The organism is Burkholderia sp. Ed8, from assembly GCF_040761425.1.
Taxonomy (GTDB): Bacteria; Pseudomonadota; Gammaproteobacteria; order Burkholderiales; family Burkholderiaceae; genus Burkholderia; species Burkholderia seminalis.
Window position 1 is genome coordinate 1,471,030 of sequence record NZ_CP142885.1, and the last position, 13,092, is coordinate 1,484,121.

Annotated in this window: 13 protein-coding genes and 1 pseudogene; 12 read left to right on the forward strand and 2 right to left on the reverse strand. The window is 67.4% G+C overall.

Translation table 11 applies throughout. The features are described from left to right. Positions 1–58 precede the first annotated feature (58 nt). Together aspA and VXM69_RS06820 are read left to right on the forward strand one after the other, a co-directional pair. Positions 59–1,465, forward strand: coding sequence for an aspartate ammonia-lyase (gene aspA, locus VXM69_RS06815; protein WP_034185910.1), 1,407 nt, complete (start codon positions 59–61; stop codon positions 1,463–1,465). A 76-nt stretch (positions 1,466–1,541) separates the two neighbouring features. Continuing rightward, entirely contained in the window at positions 1,542–3,047 is a 1,506-nt protein-coding gene (locus VXM69_RS06820) for an amino acid permease (protein WP_034185911.1), read from the forward strand. A 52-nt stretch (positions 3,048–3,099) separates the two neighbouring features. Here the strand turns inward: VXM69_RS06820 and VXM69_RS06825 are convergent, their stop codons facing one another. After that, complete coding sequence (locus VXM69_RS06825; protein ID WP_124668965.1) at positions 3,100–3,783, reverse strand: alpha/beta hydrolase; 684 nt, start codon at positions 3,781–3,783, stop codon at positions 3,100–3,102. Positions 3,784–4,052: 269 nt separating this feature from the next. Here VXM69_RS06825 and VXM69_RS06830 point away from each other — a divergent pair, with 269 nt between their 5' ends. The 7 genes and pseudogenes from VXM69_RS06830 (at position 4,053) to VXM69_RS06860 (ending at position 10,188) form a co-directional block, all read left to right on the forward strand. Beyond that, positions 4,053–4,295: an antitoxin gene (locus VXM69_RS06830; protein WP_049028908.1), complete on the forward strand. Its 243-nt coding sequence runs from the start codon at positions 4,053–4,055 to the stop codon at positions 4,293–4,295. Continuing rightward, positions 4,292–4,685: pseudogene (locus VXM69_RS06835) on the forward strand (type II toxin-antitoxin system VapC family toxin). Before VXM69_RS06830 ends, VXM69_RS06835 begins: the two are co-directional and overlap by 4 nt. Before the next feature lie 400 nt (positions 4,686–5,085). After that, positions 5,086–7,473 (forward strand): MCP four helix bundle domain-containing protein, encoded by a 2,388-nt coding sequence (locus tag VXM69_RS06840; RefSeq protein WP_367189192.1) that lies wholly within the window; start codon positions 5,086–5,088, stop codon positions 7,471–7,473. Positions 7,474–7,483: 10 nt separating this feature from the next. After that, the gene (locus VXM69_RS06845) at positions 7,484–8,224 is read left to right on the forward strand and encodes a methyl-accepting chemotaxis protein (protein ID WP_124609801.1); all 741 of its coding nucleotides are present in this window, start codon (positions 7,484–7,486) and stop codon (positions 8,222–8,224) included. Next, on the forward strand, positions 8,221–8,811 hold the full coding sequence (locus tag VXM69_RS06850; RefSeq protein WP_049028897.1) for a hypothetical protein: 591 nt from the start codon (positions 8,221–8,223) through the stop codon (positions 8,809–8,811). Before VXM69_RS06845 ends, VXM69_RS06850 begins: the two co-directional genes overlap by 4 nt. Before the next feature lie 22 nt (positions 8,812–8,833). Next, on the forward strand, positions 8,834–9,793 hold the full coding sequence (locus VXM69_RS06855; protein WP_059558246.1) for a chemotaxis protein CheX: 960 nt from the start codon (positions 8,834–8,836) through the stop codon (positions 9,791–9,793). Between the two features lie 29 nt (positions 9,794–9,822). Further along, a complete protein-coding gene (locus VXM69_RS06860; RefSeq protein ID WP_006486240.1) occupies positions 9,823–10,188 on the forward strand; it encodes a response regulator in 366 nt (121 codons plus the stop codon). Between the two features lie 37 nt (positions 10,189–10,225). Here the strand turns inward: VXM69_RS06860 and VXM69_RS06865 are convergent, their stop codons facing one another. Beyond that, positions 10,226–10,747, reverse strand: a complete 522-nt coding sequence (locus VXM69_RS06865) for a DMT family transporter (RefSeq protein WP_049028900.1) — start codon at positions 10,745–10,747, stop codon at positions 10,226–10,228. Positions 10,748–10,837: 90 nt separating this feature from the next. On the opposite strand from VXM69_RS06865, the gene VXM69_RS06870 reads away from it, so the two are divergent. From VXM69_RS06870 to VXM69_RS06880, 3 genes are all read left to right on the forward strand, one after another. After that, positions 10,838–11,743, forward strand: coding sequence for a LysR family transcriptional regulator (locus tag VXM69_RS06870; RefSeq protein WP_059558245.1), 906 nt, complete (start codon positions 10,838–10,840; stop codon positions 11,741–11,743). A 154-nt stretch (positions 11,744–11,897) separates the two neighbouring features. Further along, the gene (locus tag VXM69_RS06875; protein WP_059558244.1) at positions 11,898–12,479 is read left to right on the forward strand and encodes a hypothetical protein; all 582 of its coding nucleotides are present in this window, start codon (positions 11,898–11,900) and stop codon (positions 12,477–12,479) included. Between the two features lie 10 nt (positions 12,480–12,489). Continuing rightward, positions 12,490–12,942, forward strand: a complete 453-nt coding sequence (locus VXM69_RS06880) for a DUF3592 domain-containing protein (RefSeq protein WP_034185920.1) — start codon at positions 12,490–12,492, stop codon at positions 12,940–12,942. Positions 12,943–13,092: the final 150 nt, after the last annotated feature.

Consider the following 13,092-nt stretch of genomic DNA (forward strand, 5'->3'; position numbering starts at 1 on the left):
ACCCGTCGCGTCGGGAAGCGGCGGACGACGAGCGGCACGAGACACTCAGGAGGGCACGATGACAGAAAGCGGCTTCCGCGTCGAAGCGGATCTTTTAGGTAAACGAAGTATCCCGGCGGACGCCTATTACGGTGTCCATACGCTGCGCGCGAAAGAGAATTTCGACATCACGGGCCGCACCATTGCTTCGCTGCCGTACCTCGTGCTGGCGCTCGCGGCCGTGAAGGAAGCGGCGGCCGACGCCAACTGCGAGCTCGGGCTGCTGCCGCGGCCGTATCGCGATGCGATCGCCGCCGCGTGCGTCGAGATTCGCGAGGGGCGCCTGCACGACCAGTTCGTCGTCGACGTCATCCAGGGCGGCGCCGGCACGTCGACCAACATGAATGCGAACGAGGTGATCTGCAACCGCGCGCTCGAAATCATGGGGCACGCGCGCGGGCAGTACGAATACCTGCACCCGAACGAGCACGTCAATCTCGCGCAGAGCACCAACGACGTCTATCCGACCGCGATCCGTGTCGCGACGTGCTTCGCGGTCGAGCACCTGCTCGAGGCGATGGCGCGGCTGCGCGATGCGTTCGCCGAGCGCGCCGACGCGTTCGCCGGGCTGCTGAAGCTCGGCCGCACGCAGTTGCAGGACGCGGTGCCGATGACGCTCGGCCAGGAATTCTCGACCTACGCTGTGATGCTGACGGAAGACATCGCGCGGCTGCAGGAAGCCGGCTGGCTGATTCGCGAGATCAACCTCGGTGCGACCGCGATCGGCACGGGGATCACCGCGCATCCGCAGTATGCGGAGAAGGCGCTGGCCGCGCTGCGGCGCATCACCGGGCTCGACCTGAGCACCGCGCCGAACCTGATCGAGGCGACGCAGGATTGCGGCGCGTTCGTGCAGGTGTCGGGCGTGCTCAAGCGGATCGCCGTCAAGCTGTCGAAGATCTGCAACGACCTGCGGCTGCTGTCGAGCGGCCCGCGCGCCGGCTTCGGCGAGATCAACCTGCCGCCGGTTCAGGCCGGCTCGTCGATCATGCCCGGCAAGGTGAATCCGGTGATCCCGGAAGTCGTCAACCAGGTCGCGTTCGAGGTGTTCGGCAACGATCTGACCGTGACCTTCGCGGCCGAGGCCGGACAGCTTCAGCTCAACGCGTTCGAGCCGGTGATCGCGAGCGCGCTGTTCCGCAGCTTCAGCCATTTGACGGCCGCATGCACGACGCTGGCGGAGCGCTGCGTGAGCGGGATCACCGCGAATCCCGAGCGGCTGCGCGAAACGATGGAGCGCTCGGTTGCGCTCGCTACCGCGCTGAACCCGTACATCGGCTACAAGCGTGCGACGGCCGTCGCCGCCGAAGCGCACGCCACCGGCAAATCGATCCGCGAGGTCGTGCTGGAACACGCGCTGATGACCCCCGCGCAACTCGACGAGGCGCTGCAACCCGAAGCCCTGATCCGGCCGCGCGTGCTTTGACGCCGGCCGGCGCACGGCCGTACCGAAAGCGCCCCTGAGCGGGGCGCGACACACCAAGAAACAACGGAGACTCTCGATGAAACACACCAGCGAGCGCCCGGCCGATGCGGCCGGCGGCGCGGATTCCCGCCATGCCGATCCCGATGCGATGTTCGCGTCGCACGAAGCCGGCTATGCGAAGCAGTTGAAGCCGCGGCACGTGCAGATGATCGCAATGGGCGGCGCGATCGGCACGGGCCTTTTTCTCGGCGCGGGCGGGCGCCTGCAAAGCGCGGGGCCGGCGCTGGCGCTCGTGTATCTCGTGTGCGGCGTGTTCGCGTTCCTGATCATGCGCGCGCTCGGCGAGCTCGTGATGCACCGGCCGACCAGCGGCAGCTTCGTGTCGTATGCGCGCGAATTCATGGGCGAGCGCGCCTCGTTCGTCGCGGGCTGGATGTACTACCTGAACTGGGCGACGACCGGCATCGTCGACATCACCGCGGTCGCGATCTACATGAAGTACTGGGCCGTATTCACCGACGTGCCGCAATGGGTGTTCGCGCTCGGCGCGCTCGGGATCGTGTCGGTGATGAACATGATCGGCGTGAAGGTGTTCGGCGAGATGGAATTCTGGTTCTCGCTCGTCAAGGTCGGCACGCTCGCGGTGTTTCTCGCGGTCGGCGCCGTGTTCCTCGCGAGCGGCCATCCGGTCGCCGGCCAGGCGACGGGGCTTCACCTGGTCGCCGACCATGGCGGGATCTTTCCGCACGGCATCCTGCCGGCCGTGCTGATCGTGCAGGGCGTCGTGTTCGCGTACGCGAGCATCGAGCTCGTCGGCGTCGCGGCGGGCGAGACCGCCGATGCGCGCAAGGTGCTGCCGAAGGCCATCAACAGCGTGATGTGGCGCATTGCGCTGTTCTACGTCGGCTCGGTCGTGCTGCTGACGATGCTGCTGCCGTGGACCGCGTACAGCTCGCACGAAAGCCCGTTCGTCACGTTCTTCAGCAAGCTCGGCGTGCCGTACGTCGGCACGGTGATGAACGTGGTGGTGCTGACGGCTGCGCTGTCGAGCCTGAACTCCGGCCTCTATTCGACCGGGCGCGTGCTGCGCTCGCTCGCGATGGGCGGCTCGGCGCCGCGTTTCGTGTCGCGGATGAACGCGCGCGGCGTGCCGTACGGCGGGATCCTGATCACGGTCGCGATCAATGCGATCGGCGTGCCGCTGAACTACATCGTCCCGGCGCAGGCGTTCGAGATCGTGCTGAACATGGCGTCGCTCGGGATCATCACGACGTGGGGTTTCATCGTGATGTGCCAGATCCTGTTCCGCCGCGCGGTCAATCGCGGCGAGATGAAGGCCGTGTCGTTCCGGATGCCCGGCGCGCCGTTCACGTCGTGGCTCACGCTCGCGTTCCTCGTCGCCGTGCTGGTGCTGATGGCGTTCGACTATCCGGGCGGCACGTGGACGATCGCGACGATTCCGGTCGTGGTGCTTGCGCTGGTGGTCGGCTGGAAGCTGACGAAGCGCGGTGCCTTGCGCGAGCAGGCGGTTGCCGCGCCCACAGCCGCGCACGTCGTTGCGGATCCCGCGCGGAACGCGTGACGGCATCCGCCGGGAACGCCGGTCCGTGCTCGGGCCGGCGTCCCCGGTGCGGTCAGTTCAACCCGGTGCGCTCGCCGACCCAGCGGCCGAAGTCGCCCGCCATTTCCGCCGTCAGTTCGTGGCCGGCCGCGTACAGCCGCGTATCGTGCGCGACGCCGAGCGCCGTGAGTTTCGCATCGGCCGTGTCGGCCCAGGCGACCGGCAGCTTGTCGTCGAAGCGGCCGTGGACGATCAACGCATGGAGCGGGCGAAGCGCATCGCGTGGCGCGATCAGCGGATCGATTTCCGGCAGGATGCGCCCGCACAGCACGGCGAACGCGCTGACGTCGTTCGGCGAAGTCAGCGCGACGCCGGCGCTCATGATGCCGCCCTGGCTGAAGCCGGCGATCACGGTCGGCAACGCGGCATCCGCGCCATCCCGCGCACGGAAGGCGCGCAACAGCGTGATCAGTTGCATACGGCTGGCGTCGGCGCGGGCCGCATCGATTTCGGGGCCATTCGGGCCGAAGCGCACCGGAAACCACGCGTGCTGATTGGGGCCGAACGTCAGCGGCCCGCGCAGGAACGCGATTTCGATGCGCGGATCGATCACGCTGGCCACGTTCAGCAGGTTGGTTTCGTTGCCGCCGACGCCGTGCAGCAGCAACAGGCGCGCGGCGGGGCGGCCGGCAGCCGGGCGCAGCCGGTACTGGAGGCCCGAATCGGGGTCGGTGGTCAGCGGCAGGACGTCGGTCATCGCGTGAGTCCGGAAAGGGGAACGATGCGACAGTCTAGAGCGGCCGGCGCGGTGAGGGAATCACCGGGATGGCGATTGATTGTTTCCTGTTGGGAATGAATCGGGCCGAGGTTCGTGTTGCCGGCGGATCGTCGGCAGTGCGGCATCCGGTACGGGCCGTAGCGGGAAATCGTGCCCGATAACGGACCGGAAACAGGCCGATCGGATGGCTCGTCGTACTCAAGCACAGATGGAATAGATACATTCTGTAGATACGCGGGGGTATGGCGATGGGCACTGCCAAAATCTTCAAGCATGGCGGCTCGCAGGCCGTCCGGCTGCCGAGGGATTTCCGTTTCGACACGGCCGAGGTTCGGATTCGGCGCCACGGCGCGTCGGTCGTGCTCGAACCGGTGCCGCATGACTGGGCATGGCTGACGCCGCTGATCGGCCCGGTCGATGCGGACTTCGAGGCGGCCGCGGCAACGCAGCCGTTCGCGCAGGAGCGCACGAGTCTGGATGTGTTCGAATGAAATTCCTGCTGGATACCCACGCGGTGATTGCCGTTCTCAAAGGTGGGCCGCCTGCGTTCGTACCAGCCGGCTGATTTCGGGATGCCGGCGATCGTCGCGCACCAACTCTATTTCGGCGCGTACAAGAGCCAGCGAGCGGCTGCGAATGTCGCGCGTGTCGAGGCGCTTCAGTTCGAGGTCGTGTCCTTCGATGTCGAGGATGCTCAGCATGCCGGCGAGATTCGTGCGCACCTGATGGCGGCCGGTACGCCGATCGGTCCATACGATGCCTTGATAGCCGGGCAGGCACGCGCCCGGCATCTGGTGCTCGTCACGCACAACGTTCGCGAATTCGAGCGGGTACCGCGACTGCAATTCGAAGACTGGCTTGCCGGGCCGTGCGAACATTGAACGGCCGATCGTGGCGGTTCGACATTCACGAACCTGCGGCGCGAACGCGGCTTCGATTGCAAGAGCTGCCAAAACAAACAGGCTCGTAAATAATACGCAAACGTTTTACCGGCATTCAATAAAATCGATTTTGCGGATCATGAATAAAACAATGAATATCCGCCACTTCAAAAATTCGGCAAATCATGCAGCCATACCTGCATTGGCGGCGCGAAGTTAACGGCCAATCCGGAAAAAACTTTAGGCTTTTCCCGACGCAATTATTCATTGCAATTTCCTCAATGAACGATTGATTTACGGTCATCGGACAGTCATACACCATCCCCGATAATTCGGCGCTCACATTCTTTCAATAGACCAAAGGGCGATCGAAGCCGGATCGCTGCGGGGAGCTGGCCTCATGACCATCCGTCATCGCATTACGCTGCTAGTCGTCCTGACGTTCTTCGCGCTGTCCGCGATCGGCATCTATGCCGTGTACCAGACACGCAAGAGCGCGTCCGAGGTGCGTCAGGTCACCCAGGGCATCGTGCCGAGCGCGCTCGCGTCGGCCGATCTCGTCGCCGACGTGAAGAACATTCAGATCGCGACGATGACGCTCGTCTACGCGCCCGACGCGAACACGGCCGCGCAGGCGCGCGACGAGCTGAAGGCGAAGCAGGCCGCGCTGCGCGCCGCACTCGACGTGCAGGCGAAATCGGCGGTCGGCCATGCGCAGGAGGGCCTCGTCGCGCAGGCGAAGGACAGCGCCGCGAACTATTTCGCGGCGATCGACGACACCGTGAAGATGAAGGCGGACGGCAAGGCCGAGATGGCGCAGGCCTACCTGTTCGCGAACGTCGCGCAGTATCGCGACGAACTCGAGAGCATCGTCGGCACGCTGCGCGTCGAGAAGAACCGCCAGAAGGACGACGCGATCAGCGCGCTGAACGGGATGCTCGCGACGACGGCGACCGCGATCGCGGGCGTCGCCGGCACGGTGATCGTGCTGCTGACCGCGCTCGGCTTCGTGCTGTATCGCCAGATCACGCGCCCGCTGATCGGGATGCAGACGGCGATGAGCGAGATCGCGACGAGCCAGGATTTCACGCGCCGCGTGCCGGTGGGCCGGATGGACGAGATCGGCCATTCGATCGTCGCGTTCAACGGGATGATCGAGAAGATCCAGGAGAACGCCGCGCAACTCAAGCAGAAGACGGCCGACATCCAGGCGATGCTGCAGAACATGCAGCAGGGGATCCTGACCGTCGTCGAAGGCGGCGTCGTGCATGCGGAATATTCGGCGTACCTCGAAACCATCTTCGAGACGAACGACATCGCCGGGCGCGACCTGATGGCGCTCGTGTTCGACGATTCGGCGATCGGCGCCGACGCGCGTTCGCAGGTCGATGCGGCCGTGCATGCGTGCCTCGGCGAGGACAGCATGAACTTCGAGTTCAACGAACACCTGCTCGTCAACGAAGTCGCGAAGCGCATGCCGGACGGCCGCGAGAAGTGGCTCGACCTGAGCTGGTCGGCGATCACCGACGAGACCGACACGGTCGTGCGGCTGATGCTGTGCGTGCGCGACGTGACCGAGATCCGCGAGTTGACCGCGCAGGCGGGCGAGCAGCAGCGCCGCCTCGAGATGATCGGCGAGATCCTGTCGATCAGCCAGGACAAGTTCCACGACTTCGTGCACAGCGCGAAGGGCTTCCTGAGCGAGAACGAGCGGATGATCCGCCAGCACGAGCGCGCCGATCATTCGATCGTCGCCGCGCTGTTCCGCAACATGCACACGATCAAGGGCAACGCGCGCACGTACAGCCTGCAGCACCTGACGAACATCGTTCACGAGGCCGAGCAGGCCTACGAATCGCTGCGCCGCGCGGACGGCGGCCCCGAGTGGAACCGCGACGCGCTGATGGACGACCTCGCGCGCGTGCGCGATGCCGTCGAACACTACGCGACGATCAACGCGGTCACGCTCGGCCGCAGCGGTGACCCGGCGCAGGGCGGCGCCGAGTTCCTGATGGTCGAACGCGCGCACATCAGCGAAAGCCTGCGCGTGCTCGACGGCGCCGATCCGGCGAACGTGGCCGACTGGCACGCGGCACGCGATGCCGTGCGCCGCATGCTGAGCCAGCTCGGCACGCAGGGCATCGGCGACGCGCTCGGCGGCGTGATCGAGTCGCTGCCGTCGCTCGCGGCCGAACTCGGCAAGCCGGCGCCCGTCGTGCATGTCGACAGCCACGGCCAGCGCGTGCGCAGCGAGATCGCCGCGACGCTGAAGAACGTGTTCATGCACCTGCTGCGCAACGCGATCGATCACGGCATCGAATCGTCGGAGGAGCGGCGCGCGGCCGGCAAGCCGGCGTCCGGCACGATCGACATCGCGGTCGGCGTGGGCGGCGGCGAGCTGTGGTTCGTGCTCGGCGACGACGGCCGCGGCCTCGCGCTCGACCGGATCCGCGGCATCGCGCGCGAGCGCGGCTGGATCAAGGCCGGCAACGAAGCGGCGCTGTCCGACGAGGATGTCGCCGAGCTGATCTTCCGGCCGGGCTTCTCGACCGCGCAGACGGTGACCGAGGTGTCGGGGCGCGGCGTCGGCATGGACGCGGTGCGCAACTTCCTGAAGCGCGACGGCGGCAATATCGCGCTGCGCTTCACCGACGATCGCGCCGGCGCGCCGTACCGCGCGTTCGAGACGATCGTGTCGCTGCCGGCGCGCTTCGCGGCCGACGGCGCCGCGCACGACGCGCCGCACGAGCAGCGGGCGCGCATCGCGGATATCGGCGCGGCGGAGTGACGACGTGATCGTGCAGGCGTGGATGATTCAGGCGGCCGTCGCGCTGGCGGGCGGTGCGGTCGTCGCGGTGACCGCGGCGATCGTGTTTCGCGTGATGCGCGGGCGGCTCGTCGCGGCGATGGAACATGACGCGGACACGTTGCGCGGCGCGCTCGATGCGGCCGAAGCGCGTGCGCAAGCCGCGGTGTCCGCGCACGCGGCGGCAGCCGACGCCTGGGCGCAACGCGAGGCGCAGCTCGAGGAAGCGCTGGCGCGCGAGGCGTCGGTGGCCGGCGCGCAGCGTGATGCGCGGCAGGCGCTGTTTGCCGAGCGCGCGGCGCTCGCGCAGCATGCGATGAAGATCGCCGACGAAGCCGCGCGCCTGCGCGGGCTCGCCGGCACGTTCGAGCGCTGGCACGAGCAGATGATCTCGCTGACCACGCAGAACCACGACATGCGCGCGAAGAACCAGGAGCTGTCGGCGATCGTCGCGCACGTGTCGATCGTGTCGCTGAACGCGTCGATCGAGGCCGCGCGCGCGGGCTCGGCCGGACGCGGCTTCTCGATCGTCGCGAGCGAGGTGCGCGGGCTGGCCGCGCGTTCGCAGCAACTGTCGAACAGTTATCGCGACAGCCTGAACCGCAACGATCTCGTGACGGCCGCGACGTTCCAGGACATCCAGGCCGGCGGCAAGATGATCACGGCCGCGCTCGCGACCGTCGAGACGCTGGCGGGGCAGCTGCACGCGCGCATCGAAGGGGAGGCGGCGTGATCAGCGCGCAGGCCAGGGCCGGTTTCGAACGGATCTTTTTCGACGCGGCGCGCACGCGGCTCGCGTCCGGCGGCGCGTGCGACATCCGGCCGGCCGCCGGCCACGAGCACGACGAACACGACGGGCACGATCGCGTGCATGCGAGGTCGCGGTCGGCGCCGAAGGTGCCCGAGCATGTCGCGGTACTGACGATCTCGGCCTTGCATTTCCGCCTGCTGCTCGCGCTGCGCTTCAGCGACGACGACGCGACACGACGCCATTTCGCCGGCACGACGGCGGGCACGGGCAGCCAGCGGCCGCTGCCCGAAGCGTTCATGGAAGTCGCGAACCTGTGCTGCGGCGCGATCAACCAGGCGCTGACCGCGCCGTTCCCCGATCTCGGGATGTCGACGCCGTATTTGCTGAGCGGCGCGAGCATCGACTATCTGCCCGTGCTCGCACCCGATTACGTGGCCGCGTACGACCTCACGCTCGACGGCGACGTGCGGGTCGGCGCGACGCTGTGCGTGTGCGCGAACGCGCCGGTCGATTTCCAGGTGCCGGAAACGGCGGCGGTGGATACCGGCGGCGAGCTCGAACTGTTCTGACCGACCACGAGGAATCCGCGAGATGACCCAAGACCAACCCGTCAGCAAGGTGCTCGTGCTCGACGACAGCCGCGCGCACGCCGACGCGATCAAGCGCTTCTGCGGCGAGCACAACCTGGTCGGCCTGACCGTGCGGCGCAGCCGGCTGCTGAAGGTGCTGCGCTCGAACATCGACCTCGGCGCGATCCTGCTGGCCGAGGATTACGGCGGTTCGCCGGCCGAGAGCGCGATCATCGCCACGCAGATCGATGCGCTGCGGCCCGAACTGCCGATCATCCTGCGCCGCGAATCGCTCGCGTCGCGCGACGGACTGCCCGATGCGCTCGCGCGCGTGGCCTGCGCGGCCTACGTCGCGGACGACATGACGCCGCTCGAGCGCGCGATCGACGAATACCTGTTCGGCCGAGATTATCCGAACGCGCTCGTGCGCGGCATCTCGGAGATCACCGAGGCGCGCATCGACAGCCTGTTCCCGGGCATGGCGATCGAGCACGAAACGCCGTGCATCGTCCGCGACCAGATCATCTTCGGCGAGGTGTTCAGCCTGATCGCGCTCGAAAGCGCGTGGTGCCGCGGCTACATGCTGCTGCAGACGAGCGAGCAGCCGCTGCTCGACATGATCGGCGGCACGCGCGGCGAGGGTCGCGCGCCGGATTTCCGCGACGTGAACAGCGTGCTCGGCGAACTGACGAACCTCGTGTGGGGCGCGTTCAAGAACCGCTATCTCGGCGACGCCGAGGCACTGGCGCGCCATCCGGTGCAGGTGCCGCTCGTCGTCAACCACAAGCAGAAGTTCATCTCGTTCGGCGGCGACTGTCCGCAGCTTTGTTTCAAGTACCGGATGACCGATCCGCGATCGGGGCGCGCCGTCTGTCTCGACCAGCGCTTCGTGTTCAGCCTCAGCTGGTCGCCGGAGGATTTCCGCGAATCGGTGCAGGACGTCGGACCGATGGTCGAGTCGGGTGAACTCGAACTGTTTTGAAGTCAGCAACAACGAAGGAGGAATACGACATGGCAAAGATTCTGGTGGTCGACGATTCGGGCACGGTGCGCGACGAGGTCGCGGGTTTCCTGCGCAATCACGGGCTCGACGTCGCGACGGCCGTCGACGGCAAGGACGGGCTCGCGAAGCTCAAGGCGACGCCCGGCGTGCGCCTCGTGATCAGCGACGTGAACATGCCGAACATGGATGGCCTGACGATGGTCGAGAAGATCCGCGGCGAACTGGCGAACACGGCGGTCAACGTCGTGATGCTGACGACCGAAAGCAGCCCGGCGATGAAGGAGCGCGGCAAGGCGGCCGGCGTGAAGGGCTGGATCGTGAAGCCGTTCAAGGGCGACGCGGTGCTCGACGCGCTGAAGAAGCTCGCGGGCTGACGCACGGCCGGCCGCCGCGGGCCCGTGACCTTCGCGGTCAACGCTGCGGCTCGGGCCGCGCGGCCGCCGCGTTGCCTGCCGCAACCGGCGCGGGCGTTTGCCATTGCACGACGATCATCCCCGCGAAGATCAGCGCGACGCCCGCGATGCGGCCGGGCGTCGCCAGCCGCTGCGCGAGCCCCATCAGCCCGTAGTGGTCGATCAGCAGCGATGCGAGCATCTGCCCGGCGACGACGCAGACGATGAAGGTCGTCGCGCCGAGCCGCGGCGTCAGGATCAGCGCGAGCGTGATGTAGATCACGCCCGCGAGGCCGCCGAGCCACATCCACAGTGGGCGCTGCAGCGCGTCGCCGACGAGCGGTGCGTGCGCACGCGTCGCCAGCAGTACCGGCAGCACCGCGAGCAGGCTGACCGTCAGCGACGCGACGCTCGCCCACAGCGGGTGGCCGAGCGCACGCCCGAGCGCGGCGTTGCTGCCGCCCTGCAGCGGCACGAGCGCGCCGGCGACGAAAGCCGCGACGGCGAGCGGGAGCGTGGCGAAGGAAAGCGAAGTCGTCATCTTGGTCGGTCTTGAAAGGATGTCGAAAAGAGTGTCATCCATTAAGATGGTGAATGGAAATTCGTCTTTCGGATGTCATGTATTCGTGCAATGAATAATCTCGCCCGTATCGACCTGAACCTGCTCGTCACACTGCATGTGCTGCTGAGCGAACGTCACATCTCGCGCACGGCGCTCCGGCTGCACCGGAGCCAGCCGGCCGTGAGCCACGCGCTCGCGCGGCTGCGCGAGATCTTCGGCGATCCGCTGCTGGTGCGGCGCGCGGGCCGGCTCGAGCTGACCGCGCGCGCGAACGAACTGGTCGAGCCGCTGAACGACGTCCTCGGGCGGCTCGGCGCGCTGATCGAGCCGCCGGCGTTCGATCCGTCCGCGGCCACGCGCGTCTTTCGCATCGCGATGTCCGACTACGGTGCGCGGATCGTGCTGCCCGCGCTCGTGAAGACGTTGCGCGCCGACGCGCCGGGCATCGAGCTGATCGTGTCGCAGGGCACGCGCGAGGCGATGCGCATGCAGTTGATGGACGGCGAGGTCGATCTCGCGCTCGGCGTGCTGCCCGCATTGCAGCGCGACCTGCATGCCCAGCCGCTGTTCGTGGAGTCGTTCGCATGCGTGGCCGACGCGAGCCGCCTGCCGCGCCGCGGCGAACTCGCGCTCGACGCGTGGCTCGCGCGGCCGCACGCGCTCGTCGCGATGCGCGACGGGATGGACAACGAGGTCGATCGGGCGCTCGCGCGGCTGCGGCACGAGCGGCACATCGCGGTGATCCTGCCGTTCTGGAGTGTCGCGAACGACCTGATCGCGGGTACCGATCTCGTGCTGACCGTCGCGCGCCGCAACCTCGACCGCGTGCGCGACGACGCACGCCTGCGCGTGTTCGACCCGCCGTTCCCGATCGATTCGTTCGAATTCGCGCAGCACTGGCATGAGCGCCGGCATGGCGACGCCGCACACATCTGGCTGCGGCAGACGATCGCGCGCGTCGCGAGCGGCGGGTAGCGGTGTGGCAGTGATGTGGCAGCGGCGATTGCGGGCGCAACGATTTACAGCGTACCGCGATGTCCGTATCCTGCCGGAGGCCGAGGGCGGCGTGCCTGCGCATCGCGCGCGGCATGCCCGGCGTCTGCAACAATCGGGAACGGAATCCCTTCCAATGAAAATCGGAGTCGATCAGGCCGCGCGCGTGCGCGGCGCATGCGTGACGCTGATGGCCGCGCTGGCCGGCGGATGCGCAGGCACCGGGCAGCAGGCGCCGCAGGCGGACGTCGGCAACGGTTCGTCCTACACGTGCCATCCCACACCGGTCGACGGGCAGGCGACGGCCGGAAGGGGCGTCAACGGCTGCTATTTCGTGCTGTACGATCCCGCGACGAAACAGGCGCTGCCGAACACGCGCTATGCATTCGCGCTTTATACGAGCGCCGCCCAGGACAGCCGGGAACTCGAAGTCGAAGGCGCGACCGACGCGCAGGGGCGCACGATCTACATGCGTTCCGCCGCGCCGATCGATGCGTCGCGCATGATGCTCGTCCGCATGATCGGCGATGGCCCGACAGGGCGGATTCCGGTGCTGGTCCGGCCGACCGACGGCAAGCGCATCCCGTTCGCGCCGTACAAGGTCACGGGGTGCAACGGGCCATACGAAGGCGTGACCGACGAAACGGGGCGCGGCGTGATGTACCGCTGCAAGACGCAGTCGCGGATCGACGTGTCGTTCCATCAGTCGCGTCCGTAGCGCGAGACGCATGATGTCCGCATCCGGCCGCGCCGCAACCCAGCACGTCGAGACGCTGATCGCGAAGGGCATCGTCTTTACCGTCCTGGGCACGTGCATGCTGATCGGCGCCACGCTGGGCGCGCAGTCGACGCGCGAATTCCTGCGCACGTCGGTCGTCGTGCCGGGGCGCGTCATCAAGCTGAACGCAGGCCCGCATCATCCCGAGATCGCGTTCACGACACACGCGGGTGAGCATGTCGAATACGCGCAGGGCGGCGACGTCAGCGTGCAGGACGGCGCGACGGTCGAGGTGCGCTATGCGCCGGACGCGCCGAGGATGACCGCACGGATGAATACGTTCGGCGCGATCTGGGGCGATGCGCTGACAATCGGCGGGATGGGCGCGGTTTTTTTCGTCGTTGGCGTCGGTCAGTTGTGGTCGGGCGTGCGCGCATGGCGCAGCGGGCGCAAGCGGAGGTGATCACCCGCCGCGCGCCGAAACGTGTCGAACCCGGCAAGCAGAACATCATGGATTCCGTCATGAGGCCGCGGGCCGATCCGGTTGTCACGCACACGATTGCATGTACGGTATCGCAGTACGTCGCCTCGCTACTTCACAGGACTCTTCCAG